At 43.0% G+C, this 19,468-nt stretch carries 19 protein-coding genes; 2 read left to right on the top strand and 17 right to left on the bottom strand.

Annotated features, from left to right (window positions below; all coding sequences use genetic code 11):
- Nucleotides 1-109: 109 nt before the first annotated feature.
- From P9687_RS06085 to P9687_RS06005, 17 genes are all read right to left on the bottom strand, one after another.
- Entirely contained in the window at nt 110-499 is a 390-nt protein-coding gene (locus P9687_RS06085) for a hypothetical protein (RefSeq protein ID WP_035183232.1), read from the bottom strand.
- 65 nt (nt 500-564) lie between these two features.
- Nucleotides 565-1,137: a thymidine kinase gene (locus P9687_RS06080; RefSeq protein WP_014096746.1), complete on the bottom strand. Its 573-nt coding sequence runs from the start codon at nt 1,135-1,137 to the stop codon at nt 565-567.
- A 116-nt stretch (nt 1,138-1,253) separates the two neighbouring features.
- Nucleotides 1,254-1,454: a 50S ribosomal protein L31 gene (gene rpmE, locus P9687_RS06075; protein WP_013860746.1), complete on the bottom strand. Its 201-nt coding sequence runs from the start codon at nt 1,452-1,454 to the stop codon at nt 1,254-1,256.
- Nucleotides 1,455-1,613: 159 nt separating this feature from the next.
- Nucleotides 1,614-2,894 (bottom strand): transcription termination factor Rho, encoded by a 1,281-nt coding sequence (rho, locus tag P9687_RS06070; protein ID WP_013860747.1) that lies wholly within the window; start codon nt 2,892-2,894, stop codon nt 1,614-1,616.
- Between the two features lie 434 nt (nt 2,895-3,328).
- Nucleotides 3,329-4,294 (bottom strand): class II fructose-bisphosphatase, encoded by a 966-nt coding sequence (gene glpX, locus P9687_RS06065; RefSeq protein ID WP_014096744.1) that lies wholly within the window; start codon nt 4,292-4,294, stop codon nt 3,329-3,331.
- A gap of 109 nt (nt 4,295-4,403) precedes the next feature.
- Nucleotides 4,404-5,690 carry a UDP-N-acetylglucosamine 1-carboxyvinyltransferase gene (locus tag P9687_RS06060; protein WP_014096743.1) on the bottom strand — a complete coding sequence of 429 codons (1,287 nt, stop codon included), beginning with the start codon at nt 5,688-5,690 and terminating at the stop codon, nt 4,404-4,406.
- A 179-nt stretch (nt 5,691-5,869) separates the two neighbouring features.
- Nucleotides 5,870-6,517: a fructose-6-phosphate aldolase gene (fsa, locus tag P9687_RS06055; protein ID WP_014096742.1), complete on the bottom strand. Its 648-nt coding sequence runs from the start codon at nt 6,515-6,517 to the stop codon at nt 5,870-5,872.
- 300 nt (nt 6,518-6,817) lie between these two features.
- Entirely contained in the window at nt 6,818-7,675 is an 858-nt protein-coding gene (locus tag P9687_RS06050) for a class II fructose-bisphosphate aldolase (RefSeq protein ID WP_061577325.1), read from the bottom strand.
- 211 nt (nt 7,676-7,886) lie between these two features.
- Entirely contained in the window at nt 7,887-8,252 is a 366-nt protein-coding gene (locus tag P9687_RS06045; RefSeq protein ID WP_013860752.1) for a response regulator, read from the bottom strand.
- Between the two features lie 192 nt (nt 8,253-8,444).
- Nucleotides 8,445-9,593: a hypothetical protein gene (locus P9687_RS06040; protein ID WP_035183228.1), complete on the bottom strand. Its 1,149-nt coding sequence runs from the start codon at nt 9,591-9,593 to the stop codon at nt 8,445-8,447.
- 12 nt (nt 9,594-9,605) lie between these two features.
- Entirely contained in the window at nt 9,606-10,439 is an 834-nt protein-coding gene (locus P9687_RS06035; RefSeq protein WP_035183226.1) for a hypothetical protein, read from the bottom strand.
- Entirely contained in the window at nt 10,436-11,125 is a 690-nt protein-coding gene (locus P9687_RS06030) for an ABC transporter ATP-binding protein (RefSeq protein WP_035183224.1), read from the bottom strand. The genes P9687_RS06035 and P9687_RS06030 overlap by 4 nt, the downstream gene beginning before the upstream one ends.
- Nucleotides 11,122-11,523, bottom strand: coding sequence for a GntR family transcriptional regulator (locus P9687_RS06025; RefSeq protein WP_328228487.1), 402 nt, complete (start codon nt 11,521-11,523; stop codon nt 11,122-11,124). Before P9687_RS06025 ends, P9687_RS06030 begins: the two co-directional genes overlap by 4 nt.
- Nucleotides 11,524-11,795: 272 nt before the next feature.
- A complete protein-coding gene (locus P9687_RS06020; RefSeq protein WP_014096736.1) occupies nt 11,796-13,397 on the bottom strand; it encodes a CTP synthase in 1,602 nt (533 codons plus the stop codon).
- Between the two features lie 230 nt (nt 13,398-13,627).
- Entirely contained in the window at nt 13,628-14,212 is a 585-nt protein-coding gene (gene rpoE / locus P9687_RS06015; RefSeq protein ID WP_014096735.1) for a DNA-directed RNA polymerase subunit delta, read from the bottom strand.
- A 725-nt stretch (nt 14,213-14,937) separates the two neighbouring features.
- A complete protein-coding gene (locus P9687_RS06010; RefSeq protein ID WP_328228197.1) occupies nt 14,938-15,381 on the bottom strand; it encodes a VanZ family protein in 444 nt (147 codons plus the stop codon).
- 115 nt (nt 15,382-15,496) lie between these two features.
- A complete protein-coding gene (locus P9687_RS06005) occupies nt 15,497-15,883 on the bottom strand; it encodes a hypothetical protein (RefSeq protein WP_328228486.1) in 387 nt (128 codons plus the stop codon).
- A 273-nt stretch (nt 15,884-16,156) separates the two neighbouring features.
- On the opposite strand from P9687_RS06005, the gene P9687_RS06000 reads away from it, so the two are divergent.
- Entirely contained in the window at nt 16,157-16,837 is a 681-nt protein-coding gene (locus P9687_RS06000; RefSeq protein ID WP_035183217.1) for an ABC transporter ATP-binding protein, read from the top strand.
- Nucleotides 16,830-19,295 carry an ABC transporter permease gene (locus tag P9687_RS05995; protein ID WP_328228485.1) on the top strand — a complete coding sequence of 822 codons (2,466 nt, stop codon included), beginning with the start codon at nt 16,830-16,832 and terminating at the stop codon, nt 19,293-19,295. Before P9687_RS06000 ends, P9687_RS05995 begins: the two co-directional genes overlap by 8 nt.
- The last annotated feature ends 173 nt before the right edge of the window (nt 19,296-19,468 follow it).

Raw genomic sequence — 19,468 nt, 5'->3', positions numbered from 1 at the left:
ATTAGATGATAGAGCGTCTTCCCATTTTTTTCCACTCATTTGCCCCTTCGAGTAAAATTTTACACATACATGAAAACAGCTGCTGAAACGCCTTTTCTAGGATGATTTCCTATTTCACGTCTATTCGGACATGAATGTCGTAACGGGGGGCCACTTTCAAAAGTTGGCTGCGGATGTCCGCCGCTTTTTTCATTCTTTCCCTGTGGTTCAGCTGTTCCTCCGTGTGGACATTGACCCACATATCTTTCCCGTTCACATATACCGAATGCGGGACGGCGTTGTCCATTTTCCAAACCGCTTCCCGCACCCTCTCGATATCCGCGTTTACAGCAGCTGCCCCGCCAGCATCCCCGTTTCTTTGCCCGGCCTTTTGCGTATCCGCCGTGCTTAACGGCCTCGTTTCAACACGATCCGGCGCAGCTTCACGGGTCCGGTTTTGGGCCGTGCAACCTGCTAAGAGCAGCATGGCCAGGCAGAGGAAAATCAGCTGTTTTGCCATAAAAAAAACCTCCTTTTCCAATAGGTTTCCCTTCGGACGGAGGTTTATTTACGGACCACGTGCCGTCACAGCGGCGGATGGTCGTGGCATTTGCGGCAAACAGGATAATACGTGTCGTTCCCGCCGATCTGGATCTGGTCTCCTGTATACACCGGCTTCCCGTTCTCATCGACGCGCAAATTCATCGTTGCCTTCCGCTCGCAAAACCAGCAGATCGTTTTCATTTCTTCGATTTTATCCGCATACAAAAGCATGTATTTGCTGCCCTCAAAAAGTTCATTTTGAAAATCATTTTTAAGGCCGAATCCCATTACCGGGATATGCAAATCATCGACAATGCGGGCAAGCTGCAGCACATGTCTTTTTTTCAAAAACTGGACTTCATCGATCAGGACGCAGTATGGCGGGGGATTGTACCCTTTCACCATTTCAAAAATATCCGTATCATCGTAGATCGGGATCGCCTTCCTGCGCAAACCGATTCTGCTTGAAATATAGCCTTCTTCATCGCGCGTATCGATACCCGATGTAAAGATAAGGACCGGTTTATTCTGTTCTTCATAGTTATGGGCAACTTTCAATATTTCAATCGATTTGCCGCTGTTCATTGCGCCGTATCTGAAAAATAGCTGTGCCATCGTTCCCGCTCCTTATTTCAACAAATATGGTTTTAGGATCAGAAAAATCCGTCCGGGCAAACCGGAATCCCATAAAAAAAACAGGCAAACGCATCGCCTGTTTTTCATGGATTCTTTTATTTAAGTCCGTATTTTTTATTAAAGCGATCAACACGTCCGTCAGCAGTCGCGAATTTTTGGCGTCCTGTATAGAATGGATGGCATTCGGAACATACTTCCACGCGCAGTTCATCTTTTACAGAACCACTTTCGAATTCGTTGCCGCACGCACATTTGACCATTACTTTTTTGTATTCTGGATGAATTCCTGGTTTCATGCTTTTCATCTCCTTCAGCCCTGAGTCATTGCGAAACAGAGTTCTATTGTTTTACGGGACACGCCCTGTAAAATTTCATAAACACACTATGCTTAGTATAGCAAGTCCGAAGTGGAAATGCAACATCACTGCCTGAAAAAAGTTCTTCCTTATTTTTCCTTATATTACACGCCTTGACGATGATACTTTCAAGTCTGCTTTGATCATTTCCACAAACTCGTCGTTTGTTTTGGATTGTTTCAGCTTGCGCAAGAATTTTTCGACAAAATCCGGAGAATCGGACATCGATTTGCGGATCGCCCACAGCACTTCGAGATGGTCTTTCGAAAGCAGCAGTTCTTCTTTCCTTGTACCGGAACGGCGGATGTCGATGGCCGGGAAAACGCGCTTTTCAGCGAGGGAGCGGTCAAGATGGAGCTCCATGTTCCCGGTGCCTTTAAATTCTTCATAAATCACATCATCCATGCGTGATCCGGTATCGACTAGCGCGGTGGCCAAAATTGTCAGGCTGCCGCCTTCTTCAATATTACGCGCCGCCCCGAAAAACCGTTTCGGACGATGGAACGCAGCCGGGTCAATCCCGCCTGAAAGCGTTCTCCCACTCGGCGGAATCACAAGGTTATAGGCGCGTGCGAGGCGCGTAATGCTGTCCATTAAAATGACGACATCGCGCTTATGCTCGACAAGGCGCATCGCTCTTTCCAATACGAGTTCCGCAACCTTGATATGGTTTTCCGGCACTTCGTCAAAGGTCGAGCTGACGACATCCGCATGCACGGAACGTTCAATATCTGTTACTTCTTCCGGCCGTTCATCAATCAACAGAACGATCAATTCCGCATCAGGATGGTTCACGGTAATAGAGTTGGCAATTTCTTTCAGCAGCATCGTTTTACCGGCTTTCGGCGGCGCCACAATCAAACCGCGCTGCCCGAAACCAACCGGGGTGATTAAATCCATAATCCGGGTGGACAGTTTTTCGGGAGCCGTTTCAAGGATAATCTGCCGGTTCGGATAAAGCGGCGTCAGAGCCGGAAAATGAACCCGTTCCTTAGCGGTTTCCGGGTTTTGGCCGTTTACCGCTTCCACATGCAGCAAGCCGTAATAGCGTTCGTTTTCTTTCGGCGGCCGGACTTTGCCGGAAACCTTATCGCCGTTTCTTAAATCAAAGCGGCGGATTTGCGAAGCAGAAATATAAATGTCCTCCGAACTTGGGGAGTAGTTGATCGGGCGCAGGAATCCGAATCCTTCCGACTGGATGATTTCGAGCACGCCTTCCATAAAGAAATACCCTTCTTGCTCTGCCCGTGCTTTTAAAATCGCAAAAATTAACTCTTTTTTCGTCAGTTTGCTATAGTAGGATACTTTATACTCTCTTGCAAGGGCATAAAGCTCTTTTAACGTCATATTTTCCAGACTTGATATTGATAAACTTTCCATAAAAACACCACACTTTTTCAATTTACAGTCGGGTAGAGCAGTCTGTTTCTTCCGTTACATCAAAATTTTCCATTTGTTCCCGGCGCTTAAAACTATACCGGTATACCAATGGAACAGAACAGGCTAAAAATAAAGGAATGTGAAGGCAAGATATGAACATCCACAGTTTTGCTTTGCGCATAGATAGAAAACATGAGCTGTCTGCAAAGAGGCAATGTTGCAGCACGTGCATCTATGGAGCCGCACCATGTACGGAAGAAAAAGAAGACAAACAATTGAATATTTATAAATAAAATCATAATCATTTTAACCCTGAAACAGAAGAGAAATCAACTAAAAATAGCATAAGAGGTAAAAAACTTTGTTGAAAATGGGAGGGAAGGCGGCACTTCCGCCCTTCCCCCGCCGCTATAGCTGCATGGTCCCCCGGAGATTTACGCTTTGATCACAAGGTTCGGCTTTTTCTTCAGACTGTGCTGCCCTTCAATAAAGCGGACCGTCCCCGACTTTGCACGCATGACGACAGAATGGGTGGATCCGTACTGGCCCTTAAATTGGACACCGCGCAAAAGTTCCCCGTCGGTTACGCCGGTCGCAGCAAAAATGGCGTCATCCCCGCTCACAAGGTCGTCCATCATCAGCACTTTATTGATGTCAACCCCCATGCTCAGGCAGCGTTCTTGCTCCGCGTCGTTTTGCGGCAGAAGGCGTCCCTGGATCTCGCCGCCGAGGCATTTCAGCGCAACTGCTGAAATAACCCCTTCCGGCGCGCCGCCCGATCCGAACAAAATATCTACACCGGTATGGTCGAATGCCGTGTTAATGGCAGCTGCCACATCCCCGTCATTGATCAGTTTGATCCGGGCGCCTGCAGCACGGAGCTGCGCAATAATTTCTTCATGGCGCGGACGGTTCAGAACTGTTGCCACCACATCCTCGATATCTTTATTTTTTGCCTTTGCCACAGCTTTTAAATTATCGATAATCGGCGCATTAATATCAATCATGCCGACTGCTTCAGGGCCGACAGCAATTTTATCCATGTACATATCCGGCGCATGGAGCAAATGTCCGTGATCTGCTATCGCCAGCACACTGAGCGCATTCCAGCCGCCGGATGCAAGAATATTCGTTCCTTCCAGCGGGTCAACTGCAATGTCAACGCGGGGGCCGTATCCGTTCCCGAGTTTTTCCCCGATGTACAGCATTGGTGCTTCATCCATTTCCCCTTCACCAATGACGACAGTGCCTTTCATCGGAATGGTGTCGAACACATCACGCATCGCGGACGTTGCCGCATCATCCGCTTCATCTTTCAATCCGCGCCCCATCCATCTTGCGGATGCAAGTGCTGCAGCTTCCGTGACGCGAACCAATTCCATTGACAAACTTCTTTCCAATTTCACTACCCCCATAAATAGATTTTTAATTAGTATATCACATTTAAAAAATTATTGTGTCATAATTTCTCTGTTTTTTTCTATTTATGGGGGAGCCGGCAGTTGTTCGCTAGGAATGGTTCAGGTGTTCCATCTCCTTTTCGGACATGCCTTCCCGCCAAACAGCAGCACCAAGTCCGGTTAGTTTTTCCACGAGGCAGCTGTATCCGCGGTCGATATGTTCAACGCCTGTCACTTCTGTCACGCCTTCTGCCATCAGGCCGGCAATGACAAGGGCAGCACCCGCACGCAAATCACTCGCTTTCACCTTTGCCCCTTGAAGCCGGACCGGACCGTTTACAATCGCAGACCGTCCTTCCACTTTAATATTGGCGCTCATTCTCCGCAACTCGTCAATATGTTTAAAGCGGGCGGAATAGATTGTATCGGTTACGATGGACGTCCCTTCTGCTCTTGTCAGAAGCGTGGTGAACGGTTGTTGCAGATCTGTCGGAAACCCCGGATAAACGAGCGTTTTAATATCAACGGGTTTCAGCTTGTCTGCTTTCCCGATAAAAATCTGTTCATCCCCGGTTTCCACAGGTATGCCCATTTCCCTGAGCTTTGCGGTCAGCGACTCGAGATGATGCGGAATGACATTGTCAACAAGTACTCCTTCACCCGCGGCCGCCGCCAGGATCATAAACGTACCGGCTTCGATCCTGTCCGGAATAATCGTATGCCGGCAGCCGCTCAAATGGTCTACGCCTTCAATCCGGATGACATCTGTTCCGGCGCCTTTAATTTTTGCGCCCATATTTGTCAAAAGTGTGGCTACGTCAATGATTTCCGGCTCTTTTGCAGCGTTTTCAATGATTGTCCTTCCCTTTGCTTTAACGGCAGCCAGCATAATATTGATCGTTGCCCCGACACTGACAACGTCCAGATAAATACGGGCACCTTTCAATTCATCCGCCCTTAAATAGATGGCACCCTGCTCATTTGTCACTTTTGCGCCCAATGCTTCAAAGCCTTTAATATGCTGGTCGATCGGCCGCGGTCCGAGATGGCACCCGCCCGGCAGCCCGATGACAGCTTTTTTGAACCTGCCGAGCATCGCGCCCATTAAATAGTATGAGGCACGCAGTTTCTTCACCCTGCCATTGGGCAGCGGCATCGAGATCATATGGCGGGGATCGACCGTAATTTCCCCGTCCTCTGACGTAACCGTTGCCCCGATCTCTTCCAGCAGGCCGGTCAATGTCCGGACATCGGAAATTTCAGGCAAGCCTTCTATTGTTACAGGAGATTCCGCGAGGATGGTCGCAGGTATTAAAGCGACAGCGCTATTTTTTGCGCCGCTCACTTTAATGGTGCCTTTCAAAGGATATCCCCCGGCAATTTTTAGCTTTTCCATATTAAGCTCCCTTCTTTAGCGGGTATGGATGTACATTCCGGCTGTAAATGGCCGTTCGCAAACTGAGTCCGAAAGCTCCGAAAAACAATATGAATCCCAGCAACAGGATTGCCGAACAGGCGGAAAATCAAACTGTCCCGGAGAAAGCAAGAAATAAAGAGCAATTTTAAATATTTCCGTTATTTTGCTGTACGGCTGTTCCAGTCGCGTGTAAATTGTTCAATCCCTTTGTCTGTTAACGGATGCTTGAACAGCTGTGTGAGCACTTTAAACGGGACGGTTGCGATATGCGCCCCTGCGAGCGCCGCTTGTGTAATATGTTGCGGGTGGCGGATCGAAGCTGCGATAATTTCCGTATCAATTTGATGGATGGAAAAAATTTCGGCAATCTCGGAAATCAGGTGGATGCCGTCATGACCGATATCATCCAGCCTGCCAAGGAACGGCGAAACATACGTTGCACCCGCTCTTGCCGCCAAAAGCGCCTGATTGCTGCTGAAAACCAAGGTAACATTTGTGCGGATGCCTGCCTGTGCCAATTGATGAACGGCTTTCATTCCTTCCGGCGTCATCGGTACTTTAACTGTAATATTCGGAGCAATAGCCGCCAGTTCCTTTCCTTCTTTCACCATACCTTCCGCATCTTCGGAAACGACTTCAGCACTGACAGAACCAGGCACGAGCGCCGTAATTTCTTTTAACCGGTCATGGAATGAAACATTTTCCTTTGCCACAAGCGACGGATTTGTCGTTACACCGGACAAAATCCCCCATTCATTTGCGGTTTTGATTTCCTCGAAATTGGCAGTATCAATAAAAAATTTCATTCTGCTTCCATCTCCTTTTATGGTTCCTATGTATCCATTTCCACTATACCACGGAACGAAAAGAAAGTTCAGAAAAACAACCGTTTTTTTCACTGGCGCCTATCCAAAAAAACTATAAATCCTCTTGTTTCGCACCTTTGAACCTGTTTCCCTAAAAAAGCCCAAATCTAAAACGCTTAAAAAACCCGCATTTTAAAACGCCATACCAAAAAAGCCCGGCACGCACGGGGCAGCGCCAGACCTTTTTTATCTTGAACACTCATCCTTAAGGCATGCGTGTTCTCGGCTAATCTAAAACGATCATGCTTTTTGGTTAGAACCGAACTCGCGGATTTTGCCGATAACGGTTTGTTTAATCGTTTCGCGTGCAGGCCCGAGGTATTTGCGCGGATCGTATACATCCGGATCAGCTGCCAATACTTCACGAACCGTTTTCGCGGAAGCAATTTGGTTTTCCGTATTCACGTTGATTTTCGCAGTACCTAAAGAAATAGCTTTTTTAATATCAGCTTCAGGGATGCCTGTCCCGCCGTGAAGTACAAGCGGCATGCCGGTAATTTTGCTGATTTCTTCCATTTCTTTGAAGCCAAGGTTTGGTTCGCCGTGGTAAGGGCCGTGAACCGAACCAAGAGCCGGTGCTAAAGCGTCGATTTTGGTTGCGTCAACCAGCTTTTTGCATTCTTCAGGATCCGCATAAATGATGCCTTTTCCGATAACATCGTCTTCCTGGCCGCCGACAGTGCCGAGTTCTGCTTCCACAGATACGCCGTGGGCATGCGCGTATTCCACCACTTTAGAAGTAATTTCCACGTTTTCATCAAACGGATGATGGGAAGCGTCGATCATTACAGAAGTAAAGCCTGCATCAATGGCTTTCTTTGCATTTTCAAAGCTTGAACCGTGGTCAAGATGGATCGCGACCGGAACCGTAACATTCAAGTCTTCCATTAAACCTTCAACCATTTTTACAACGGTTTTAAAACCGCTCATGTAACGGCCTGCTCCTTCGGAAACACCGAGGATGACCGGGGATTTTTCTTCTTCTGCAGCCATCAGAATGGCCTGTGCGTATTCAAGGTTATTGACGTTGAATTGCCCTACCGCATATTTCCCTTCTTTTGCTTTATTCAGCATTTCAGTCATGGAAACTAAAGGCATGAATTTTCCTCCTTATCATTTGCGTTAAAAAGATTGCCCGAGGTTATCATTTTTATGATATACAATCTTCATAACATCATACTAGCCTATTGATCATTCCTTAACAATCATAACAAACAAAACCGGCATTTACCAATGAACTTTATTTGTCGGTAAAAAGAAATAAAATTATCAAAATTTTACGGTTTAGCACTTTTTTCACTTCATGCGCTTACATTGCCAAATATTTTTTCACTGCCTTGCGGATGTCGTCAATATCAAACGGCTTTGCAAAATGGGTCAGCGCCCCGAGCTCCTTCGCTTTCTCAATCAAGTCCAGTTCGCCGTAAGCGGTCATAATGATGGCCCGGATATCCGGTTTCATTTCTTTCAGCTTTTTTAAAATTTCAATGCCGTCCATGCCGGGGATTTTCATATCCAGCAAGACAAGGTCGATTTCATGGTTTGCAGCCAGCGAAAGTGCCTGGGGGCCGTTTGCCGCCTGAAAGGTTTCGTAGCCCTCTTTCTGCAGCACTTCCGTAAGCAAAACCCGGATGCCAAATTGGTCGTCAACAATTAAAATATTCGGCTCTCTCATTTTTCTCCTCCATCAGCTGATCAGTTTTAACAAAATTTGTATGTATTTTTGCCTGGCAATGCCCACTTGCTTTATGTATGTTAAACTATTTCTACTTCTCGTTCCTTTTTTCCTGCTTATGCAAGTGGCAAATTGAATGATCATAGACGGAGGCGGAAAAGCGGCAAAAAAAATAAAAGGGGAAGGCCCCTTTTATTCTATCGTCAACTCAACCCCTTCCACATACCGGGGGTTAATTCGTTTTCCTTTTTGAACCACTTTTCCACTGTACAGCTGCTTGCCGCTTGAAATGTCAAACACATACAGGAGACACGCTTTTTCCCGGGAATCGTTCGGGATAAGGAAGTACAACCTGCCGTTTTTGATTTCAGGGATGGGGTTGCCCGTACTCTGGTACTTGATAGCAAATGTCTTATCTGCTTTCAGCTTTCCATTCCCGTCAAAGGTTAAAAGGCGCGCGCCTCCGTTCTTTTTTTCGGTTGCCATATAAACTGCCTTTCCGTTGTAAACAGATTTCCAATCATCGCGGTTTCGTAGCGGAATGTTTATCGGTGGCTTGAGTTTTTTCGTTTCATTTGTGCAATATTTGTAAATAAAGGTATTCACTTCCTTTACTGAACCGTCACCGTCCACTTTCTCTTCTTGATATGCCAGTATATGGTTGGGCTTGTTCACGTCGGTTTCTGCGAGCTGGGTATATTGAGCCATTCTCCCCGTCTGTCCTCTTTGTGTAATCCATTTGCCTCCGGTTATTTTCTTGTCCGGCAGGCTGACACGATATACGCGGATATCTCCATCTGTGGCTGCCGCTACTTTCAGCTCATTTCCAGTTTTTTGCACATCCCAAACCGATGGAAAAGATTGTTTTGAAAAACCTTGCACCTTCCTCTTCATTGTTTCTGTTTTTCTTGTTTTCTTATCCAGCACCTCGACATACAGTTCTTTATCGAACCGGTGAAGCGGCTGCGGAATGATGTCCGCATAAGCAATCATTTGTCTATCCTCATAAAAGCCGCCATGATTGGTCTTTCCCCTCATAAATCGGGGATACTGCTTGACATACTGCTTGTACCAATCCGGGTCTTCATCTAGTAGCGAAAAAGAAGATTCCCTTCCTAAATAGCGGCTTCCAGATGAAGTAATCGAAAACATGCGATTCAAAAGGTTATCTTCCTGGTTATCCAGAGCAGTAATTTTAACATTCCGGATTTCTTTTTCATTTCCGCTTATCTTTTTCAGCACAAGCCCCGGATCCTTGTCAGCAGCCAATGCGGTATAAAAAAGGGGGATCGCTGCCACAACCGCAACCAAAATCACCAATAAATTTATATAACGTCTCATCGTATCTCTCCCTTACACCGTTACTTTGTATTTGATCAAGTATCCCCCCAGCAGGATAGAATACCCCGCAATGATGGCCGTCATGGCCACTTCCATCCATAATACTTCCGTTTCGTATAAAACACCGGGCAGCAATATATCAAAGAGCAATTCCGGCGTCCAAAATAAAACGAACGAGAGAAAACCGAAAAGCAGGCCGAGCAAGACCCCCTTCATGCGGAAACTTCTTTCCAATAAGATGGCCGTAAAGATCACAAGGACCACTGTAAACCCTAACCCGTAATGTAAGAGAAAGTCTATCACTGTACTAGGAAGCAACAGGTTAAACAAGGGAAAACTTAAGACAGCATCTATGACCGTCATATCCATCCTGTAAATGCCCGGTGTAATGGCATTAAAAAAGAAATGTTCAACCGGCAGCAAAACAATCTGAACAGCAACAAATCCAAACACCATCAGCAAAATGCTCGCCGCTTTCGCCAAATAGAGATTCCATCTTTCAACAGGAAGCATCAAAAGCCGGTATATAAACGTATGCTTACCGTACCAGTCCCTGTACCAAATCAGGAATATATAAAACATCATGGCCGCCGCACAAAGCGCAATCGGCCCCATGAACCAAACCGAACCAAAGCAGTCGATAAAGCCGATCGAACCATAATGCTTTACGTATGCCAGTTTTGGCAGTGACTGATGATACATGATCTCATTTGCTTGCGTGATGTAACGATGCACCGTCAAAAAAACGGACGTAAATTGTGAAAGGATGGTGATTGCAACCAAAGACCAGTAGATTTTCGCAAAACGGTTAATTTCGAAGTTGACGAGTTTTACAAAACTTTTCATTGCCGGTATACCTCCCTCATTATATCGACAACGGATTTCCCTTCGCTTTGGCGAATGTCTTCCGTGTAAAATTCCTTTAAAACCTTCCCGTCCCCGAGCAGCACCACTTTGTCCAATAGATGCTCAATATCATTGATTTCATGTGTGGTAATCAACACCCCGCGGTTTTCAACCAGGTCGCTCGCGAACACATTTGCAATTTGTTCCCGGCTGAAAATATCAATGCCCGAAAAAGGTTCATCCATCAGCACATAATCGACATCGAGCGATAGCCCGAGCAGCAAATTCACTTTTGCCATGTTTCCTTTTGAAAGGTCACCGATCCGGTCATTTTCATTCAGTTTGAAAAAATAAAGCAAGTCTTTTGCGCGCAATGTATTCCAGTCTGGATAATAATCCCGCATAAAAAGAATGGCATCTTTGATTTTCATCCGCGGCAGCATGATGGGCGCATCCGGAATGAATGCCAGCTTCTCGTAAATATGTTTGTTGTACGGTTCCCCATCGATCAGAATCTTTCCTTTGCTGACCGGGACAAGCCCTGCAATCGCTTTTAAAGTGGTTGTTTTGCCTGTCCCGTTCACCCCGATCAAACAGGTAATTTCCCCTTTTTCTGCTGTAAAAGAAAGCGAATCAAGCACTTTTTTTCGCCCGTATTTTTTCGTAACTTCCATAACTTCAATCATGCCCGGCCCCCCTTTTGCCCGCGGTATTGCCTTTTTACCAGCTCCAATAGCTCCTCCAGCGGAATGTCCATCGGGCGGATCGCATCCAGAAAATCAGCCAATGCTGACTGGATCAGTTCTTCCCGTACCCCGGCAAGCACTTCCCGGTCTGTTGTAATCCGGCTCGGAAGATTGCGTTCTGTGTGGATCAAACCTTGCTCCTCCATTTCTTTATACGCTCTTTGCGCGGTATTCGGATTGATTTTTAACATGGCTGCAAGTTCGCGCCGCGATGGAATTTCCTGTCCCGCCTCAAGGCTCCCTGACGCAATCCGGGTTTTAAAATAGTGGATAACCTGGATGTAGACAGGATCGCGGTTATTCAATTTAATCTCTGCGATGATCTGAATCGCCCCCATCCTTTTTCATCTCTCCATGTGTATGAAGGGCTTCATACACGAACGTCAAAATGATCGTATTAATACATTCATACATCTGATATGTGTATCAGATCGTTCATACACTTCTCCGTCAATGGTTTTTTATAAAAAACCCGAAAAAATTTCCGGGCTTTTGTATGAAAAAAAAACGAAATGCAAAAAAGCGGTGAGAAACCAAGCATAATGGTCTCTCACCGCTTTTTTCATTTAGGTGCCTTTGGAAAAATGGGGCACTATCCGAAGGGCCAGGTTTATTGTTTACCCTTGATCGACGCTTCGATAAACCCTTTAAACAAAGGCTGCGGTCGTGTCGGGCGCGAGGTAAATTCCGGGTGGAACTGGGAAGCAACGAACCACGGATGGTCCTTCAGCTCGACAATTTCAATGAGCCGGCCGTCCGGGCTTGTCCCTGAGAACGTGAACCCGGCATTTTCCATCTGTTCACGGAATTGATTGTTAAATTCATAACGGTGGCGGTGGCGCTCATAAATGACTTCATCCTGATAAGCTTCATACGCTTTCGTACCTTTCACAAGCCGGCAAGGATAAAGCCCGAGGCGAAGCGTACCGCCGAGGTCTTCAATTTCTTTTTGCTCCGGCAAAAGGTCAATCACCGGATAAGGCGTATCCGGGTTGATCTCCGAGGAGTGCGCATCTTTCAAACCGAGGACATGGCGGGCAAATTCGACCGATGCAAGCTGCATACCAAGGCAGATGCCGAGAAACGGAATCTTGTGTTCACGGGCATACTGGATGGCAAGAATTTTCCCTTCGATGCCGCGATCGCCGAAACCGCCCGGCACTAATATGCCGTCCGCATCTTTCAGCAGATCCGCCACATTTTCCCTGTCCACCTCTTCGGCATTGATCATGTCAATATCAATATCTGCATCAAACTGGTAGCCGGCATGTTTGAGCGCTTCTGCAACGGAAAGATAGGCATCCTGGAGTGCCACATATTTGCCGACAAGCGCAATTTTTACCGTCTTTTTCAGATTGCGCACCCGGTCAACAAGCCCTCTCCATTCGGCCATATCTGCTTCCGGGCACTGCAGTTTTAAATGGTCGCAAACAAGCTGGTCCAGTTTTTGTTCCTGCAGCATGAGCGGAATGGCATATAACGTATCGGCATCGATGCATTCGACCACTTCGCGCGGCTGGATATCGCAGAACAATGCAATCTTGTCCTTCATATCCTGGGAGATCGGCATTTCCGTCCGGACGACAATGACATTTGGCTGGATTCCGAGGCCGCGCAATTCTTTTACACTATGCTGGGTCGGCTTCGTCTTCATTTCGCCCGATGCTTTTAAATAAGGAATTAATGTACAATGGATATACATGACATTGTCAATGCCGACATCCGTTTTGATTTGCCGGATTGCTTCAAGGAACGGAAGCGATTCAATATCACCGACCGTCCCGCCGATTTCGGTGATGACGACATCTGCATTGGTTACTTTTCCAGCACGAAAGACACGTTCTTTGATTTCATTGGTAATATGCGGGATGACCTGTACGGTGCCGCCGAGATATTCGCCGCGTCGTTCTTTCCGGATGACTTCGGAATAAACTTTACCGGTCGTGACGCTGCTGTATTTTGTTAAGTTAATATCAATAAAACGTTCATAATGGCCGAGGTCAAGGTCGGTTTCCGCGCCGTCGTCCGTTACAAACACTTCCCCGTGCTGGTACGGGCTCATCGTCCCCGGATCAACATTAATATACGGGTCAAATTTCTGGATCGTAATATTCAACCCGCGGTTTTTTAACAACCGCCCGAGCGATGCCGCAGTAATCCCTTTTCCCAGCGAGGAAACGACCCCGCCTGTTACAAAGATATATTTTGTCACGTGTTGTCCCCTCCTGTAATGTAACATTATTGTTGCCCCAATACACGGCTTCATCCATTTTTAAGGACTTGGGTCTGGTATGAATCGTTTTTTAAATCAGTCCTGTAAAAAACAAAAAGCCCCTCTTGCAATACGGGTTGCAAGGGGGAGCTTGATTTATTTTGCGATATTCCGTCCTTTTCAAAGGAGCCCAAACATAATACTACCGTTGTCCTGGAAAGAAGTCAAGACTAATCTTTGTCGTTAGCGTCTTCCTCTTCTTCGTCTTCAGTAATGTCGAAATCATCCGTGAGCAGTTCATCGTCTTCGAAAGTTTCATCATCATCTTCATCTTCATCGATATCAGAAAACTCATCGTCAGCCAAATCTTCGTCTTCGGCCAAATCTTCATCTTCCTCGTCTTCGTCGGCAAAATCCTCATCATCATCTTCGACGACATCATCGATATCCTCAAGATCGAGGTCCTCATCATCAATAATGTCCTCTTCTTCCTCGACAACTTTCGCTTTTTTCCGCTTCGTTTTTGTTTTCACGGTGTGGGTCACTTCTTCGTCAATCTGGTCAACCGGGTACCAGGCGCGGAGACCCCAAGTGTTGTCCCCCAGGCTGATAAATCTCCCGTCAATGTTTAAGTCCGTATAGAACTGGATCATTTTTCTTTCGGTCTCTTCTTCCGGCAATCCTAAAACCGCGCCGATTTCCGCAAGCAAGTCCTGGAAGGAAGTCACTTGTTTCTTTTCCTCCAATATTTGTTCCGCCAACTCGATAAAAGACATTTCCTTCAGTTCTTCTTTCGGCAACTGTCGCAAGCTCACGCGTCGCACACCCTTTCTCATTGATCAAAACTGCTATATGGCAGGCAAATGCTAATCTTTGCATGATTTAATAGAAAACATATTTACCATTATATACAAAAAGCAAACGTTTATGCTAGCCCCGCGGCCTTTTCCGGCTTTTTTTATCCCGGATTTTTAAGCGGCCCGGTGTCCTCATCAGCCGGTATGCAAGATAAAACAGAAAAAAAGAGAGGATTAAAAAAGGGATGGCACCAAGTTCTTTACTGTATAAATAATACCCAGCCAGCAAAAAAACGATCATACCGCTGCATGATAGTAAAATTTTGATGAAAGAAAACAAACAGTCCACATCCCTTGAAAAAATAAGCGATTGACGAGTCCTACTCCCACCTTCCGCCTATTCAAGCACATCTCCTATATCCTTGTCCATTTTACATCCATCTGGTAGAAAGAAACAACAGAATTCTATGTGGAAAGAAAATTTATTTTCGTACTTGCCATTGAGCGAAAGCAAAAAACCGGCATTCAGATGCCGGTTTTTTGCTTTTGGAAGCACACGCTGCATTTTTGTCCAGCGGCGACTCCTAGCGGAAAATGCTATTTGGGTCGTTCAGCTTTGCATCCCGATTTTCCATTGTCGTTGATAATAAGGTGGATTTTTTTAAAGCTCGGATTTTCCACCAGAGTTACTGTCGCCTTTTAGCATATAACCGCCTTCTGACTGGTGTTCTCGCATTATTGCTCTAGACACTACTAAGCAATTTTATTTTGAAGATGTTTACAAGAAAATAGCCTAAGATATACCCTATGAAATTAAGAATTACATCGTCTATATCTATAGATCTAGTACCAAGTTTGAGCAAGTATAGAATAAACTGTCCACCTTCTATTACTATTGGAATCATCACACCTAACATGATAATTTTTTTAATCGATAATTTGCTAAATTGAAGCGGGAGTAAAAAACCAAGCGGGAATAATAACAATACATTACCAGCTAGGTTTTTCACGATAACGAAAACCGGAATAGTACCATTCATCAGACTCATCACATAATTCCCTATCGTTTTAAAGGGAATTAAGTTAATTGGCAGATAGCCAAAATTTGCAGTCGGAATCAGCCATACAACTCCTACCAACAAAATAATATACATGATGAGTACAGTTCTTATAGCTAGCGTTTTCAAAACTATACGTTCCCTCTTAACGTATTTCCCATACAAAAGTAAACTGATTAAAATAAATATTAGTATGATAAGGAGGGCTATAACAAATGAGCTGACCATAAATTTCCTGTATCCTTTATTGCGTAATTTTCCCTGATCCTTTTACTCTATATCCTATTGAGGAATGCTTGTTAACAACCACAACATATGAACCAGAGCTCACTTTGCCAATTGTTTTCGTATGAGAAACTCCATCTGCAGAGATAGGATCGGAATAGGTGGTTAAAAATTTTTGTAAACCAACTGTAAATGTAGATTTGCTTGAGCTTACATGCCCAGCTTGATTATACGTATTTCCTGTCACTGTAGTTTTAGCTGTATCAGTATCCAACTTATGCTTTGTTGATCCGGTAACGCTTGCAATAATATTAAAAGAATACCCAAAACTCTTGGCACTTGCTATACTCGGAATACATAATGCTAATATCAATATTGTCGGTATGAGCAAACTCTTTTTTCTCATTCTAAATCATCCCTTTCACGATTTTTATGCTCACATTATAATTGGAATATTGTCATAAATCAAGTCTTTTTTTAAAAAAGGTTACAATTATAATTATACTGAAAAGGTCAAAATTCAGAGAGCATCTTACCATCCATTCACAAAAAATGGCAACCACTATGCCGCGAGGAGATCTCTTCTATGAATAATGACTCACGATGCAGATCCATCCCTAAAATGACCATATGAATATATAGCTCAAAAATATTATCGTTTTTATTGAAGGAGAATATTATGGAAGCATTAATAGAAGCTAATCGAATTTGTAAAAGATATAATCAAAAGAGCAGTAACATGGAATTGAAAGAAACATCCCTTACCATTCAAAAAGGAAAGATTTATGTCATTGAAGGGAAAAGTGGAGCAGGGAAATCAACCTTGTTAAATATTCTGGGAGGAATGGAGAAACCCACATCTGGAAAAGTATATTACAAAGGAAAATCCTTTTATGATCTAAAGGATTCAGAACAGGCTGCTATTAGAGGGGAACAATACGGATTTATATTCCAATCTTTTCAACTTATTCCGGAATTGACTGTAAAAGAAAATATAGAACTTCCACTCATGTTTATAAATAGGCATGAAAGAACAAATAAAGTGGAAGAATTAGCTGGATATTTAGGGATTGAAAATCAATTACATAAGCTTCCTGACTTTTTATCAGGAGGGGAACAACAAAGAGTAGCCATTGCTCGGGCACTTATTACTGATCCCAAAATTATATTTGCCGATGAGCCCACCGGTAATCTTGATGGAGAAACAACCAAAAAAATGATCCATTTATTTACAAGTCTGTGTAACAAAAAAAATATAACACTGATTGTTGTTACTCACGAAAAGAATTTATTCGAATTTCCAGACACTTTGTTTCTTATGAAAAACGGGAGATTGCAGGTGATACAAGAAAATGTTTAATTTAAGCATGAAAATTCTTTTATCGCGAAAAAAATGGTTATTTCTCATCGCTGGTTCAATTGCCATTGTTCTATCATCCGTAGCTTCTATATTTATTGCTTCTGAATCTGTAAGATCAGCAATTAAACAAAAGGCTCAGAATACTTACGGAGAACATACCGGTGTGTTAACAAATATTACAGAAACAAAAAAATCATTGTTGAAGAGAAATAAGGGGATATCGGTAGGAGTATATCAAATTATTGGTAAAACTAAAGTTAGTAGTGATAGATTTGCAACGGTGGGCTGGATGGATAAAAAATCAATATTATTGGGACATTTAAAATTAATAAGTGGGAGATTTCCGGAGAAGCCAAATGAGGTTGCGATAGAATCTGCGTATTTACAAGGCCCTTTAAAAAATTGGAGAATCGCGGAAAAAAGAACAATCAAAATTGGAAACAGCACGAAAAGCTTACGCCTTGTTGGAATAGTAAAAAATTATTCATCACAATGGTCAGTAGCCGAGGATTTTGAGAAGGGTGTCAATGACTTCCCGAATATATTTATATCTAAACAGTTAACTACCAATTATAAGAAAAATAATAGTTTTTTGTTCAAATATAACGGAAGCACAAAAGATTCGTTTGAAAAATCAATAGATCTTATTAATCACTATGACCAACAAGGCACTGTTAATAGTCGATTATTTAATAACGGACTAAATCAATGTGATACGATCAGGACCTTATCGATTACATTTCAATTATTAATTGTGATTCTTTCACTATTTTCTATAAACAGTCTCATTTTATATTTTACCCAAGATCAACATAAAAAATTGGGTATTATGAAATCCGTAGGTGCAAGTCAACGAGCTTTATACCGCATATACATTTACCAAGCTGTTATTATTTTTGTTTTAAGTGCCTTATTTTCATTTCCTATAGTATATTCTATTCAGTCACTAATCATTCATTTCTCATACAGAGAGTATTTTTCTAACTTTATGCTGATGATTGAAATGGTTGGAATGAGTATATTACTATACATTGGATTATTCTTTATGATCTTATTTTTATTCCTTAAAAATGTTAAGGAGTCCGGCACATTACATGTACAAGAACTATTGAACCAGCAAAATCGTGTAAGTTTCAGCGAACGATATAAAAGCGTTTTTAAAGGCTTTCATTCTAGCTATGGAAAATTATTAGTGAAAGAATTATTTTCAAATCCGAAGCAATTCTACCTTACTGTATTAATTTTATGCTTTTCATCTTTAACATTCACATTTACAAATTATATTCAAAAAGATAATTTGTATGGTTGGGAAGGGCTTAAATCCAAGTATTATTTAAACTCCCAAGAAGCTTTTAGCTTTAAAACACAACAAAATTTAAAAGTATTAAGTCACCAGGGATTAACCTTTACAGAAGCTGAAGTAAAAAAACTGGAAAAAACACCCGGGGTTTTATACATAGATAAAACTCCATTCATGGAAGATGTCGAAACGCTAATTGATCGGAAAATGATTACACCTTCCATTAACAATTGGATCTTTAATGAAAACTCTGCTTATAAAACTTATAATAATAAAATTATTATTCCGGATGTAAAATACGTTCTTCTCAATAAAGACGACTGGAAAAATATTGAGGCTCCAAAGAAATATAAAGATCTTGATGGCAAAGCATTCATTTATAATCCAGTTAACAAGAAAAACACAAACGAGGATAAAATCTTAGTTGGAAATACATTGACTTTAGTCAGATTGTATAAAACGCCAACCGGAATGAAAACCAGTCAAAAAAAGTTAAAAATTCTAGATGTTATTCATAAACCATTTAAATATAGAGTCAGCCCTTCTGTAGAAATAAAAAAAGATGACTTTATTATTTTGATGGACACTCAAACCGCAGTAAAATCCGGTTTGTTCCATGGGTTTAATGAACTTGAGATTTACACGAAAAAAGATATCTCTCATAAAGAAAAAATGAATCTTGATAAACAAGTAAAATCCTTATCGTCAACATTTCCTGGCAGCTTAGTGCAGAATACTTCTCAATTAATAAAAGACGATAATAAAATTTATAATTATCTCAAGGTGCTTGGCATGCTTTTGTTTTTTGTCTCTCTTATCCTCACTGCGATTTCCGTCACGATCATGATCTTTAGCAAATATCAAACTCAGAAGAGACAGTGGGGCATTTACTTATCTCTTGGGATGAGTAAAAGAAACATCATGCAACTCGTTTTTAGCGAAATATTCATTTATGTTTTTGTCTCTATGATTTTAAGTATGTTAATTTGTTGTATTGGATTGATAATGTTACCGCGTCAGTATCCCCTTGTTTTCTATTTTAAATATTTTCTGTTGTCTATTTTAATTGAAATCAGTTTTCTCATTATCGGGGGCTATATAATAAATCGTTCCTTACAACGTCAATCAATTGCTTCTTTCCTTAGAAGGGATGAGTAACACGCCTTGGACATAAATAAAGAAGCGAAAAGCTATCGTGATATGATGCAATAGCTTTTCGCTTCTCTTTCTTTTTTCTAATTCATTCGCAATATGAATAGAACGCGTGTATAATCGAAATTTTTGCCAGTTTTTTAAGAACAATACTTCTTGCAGCCGGCTCCTCGGATAGC

Origin of the sequence: Weizmannia sp. CD-2023, from assembly GCF_036225245.1 — a bacterium.
Taxonomy (GTDB): Bacteria; Bacillota; Bacilli; order Bacillales; family Bacillaceae_C; genus Weizmannia; species Weizmannia faecalis.
Note: the sequence above shows the minus strand (reverse complement) of the source record. Positions and strands in the feature narration are given on the sequence as shown.

What these genes read in the sequence shown, in the direction of transcription:
- P9687_RS06085 (WP_035183232.1), bottom strand. Translation starts at nt 499, where the DNA reads ATGGCAAAACAGCTGATTTTCCTCTGCCTGGCCATGCTGCTCTTAGCA.
- P9687_RS06080 (WP_014096746.1), bottom strand. Translation starts at nt 1,137, where the DNA reads ATGGCACAGCTATTTTTCAGATACGGCGCAATGAACAGCGGCAAATCG.
- rpmE (WP_013860746.1), bottom strand. Translation starts at nt 1,454, where the DNA reads ATGAAACCAGGAATTCATCCAGAATACAAAAAAGTAATGGTCAAATGT.
- rho (WP_013860747.1), bottom strand. Translation starts at nt 2,894, where the DNA reads ATGGAAAGTTTATCAATATCAAGTCTGGAAAATATGACGTTAAAAGAG.
- P9687_RS06060 (WP_014096743.1), bottom strand. Translation starts at nt 5,690, where the DNA reads ATGGAAAAGCTAAAAATTGCCGGGGGATATCCTTTGAAAGGCACCATT.
- fsa (WP_014096742.1), bottom strand. Translation starts at nt 6,517, where the DNA reads ATGAAATTTTTTATTGATACTGCCAATTTCGAGGAAATCAAAACCGCA.
- P9687_RS06050 (WP_061577325.1), bottom strand. Translation starts at nt 7,675, where the DNA reads ATGCCTTTAGTTTCCATGACTGAAATGCTGAATAAAGCAAAAGAAGGG.
- P9687_RS06045 (WP_013860752.1), bottom strand. Translation starts at nt 8,252, where the DNA reads ATGAGAGAGCCGAATATTTTAATTGTTGACGACCAATTTGGCATCCGG.
- P9687_RS06040 (WP_035183228.1), bottom strand. Translation starts at nt 9,593, where the DNA reads ATGAGACGTTATATAAATTTATTGGTGATTTTGGTTGCGGTTGTGGCA.
- P9687_RS06035 (WP_035183226.1), bottom strand. Translation starts at nt 10,439, where the DNA reads ATGAAAAGTTTTGTAAAACTCGTCAACTTCGAAATTAACCGTTTTGCG.
- P9687_RS06030 (WP_035183224.1), bottom strand. Translation starts at nt 11,125, where the DNA reads ATGATTGAAGTTATGGAAGTTACGAAAAAATACGGGCGAAAAAAAGTG.
- P9687_RS06025 (WP_328228487.1), bottom strand. Translation starts at nt 11,523, where the DNA reads ATGGGGGCGATTCAGATCATCGCAGAGATTAAATTGAATAACCGCGAT.
- P9687_RS06005 (WP_328228486.1), bottom strand. Translation starts at nt 15,883, where the DNA reads ATGAGAAAAAAGAGTTTGCTCATACCGACAATATTGATATTAGCATTA.
- P9687_RS06000 (WP_035183217.1), top strand. Translation starts at nt 16,157, where the DNA reads ATGGAAGCATTAATAGAAGCTAATCGAATTTGTAAAAGATATAATCAA.
- P9687_RS05995 (WP_328228485.1), top strand. Translation starts at nt 16,830, where the DNA reads ATGTTTAATTTAAGCATGAAAATTCTTTTATCGCGAAAAAAATGGTTA.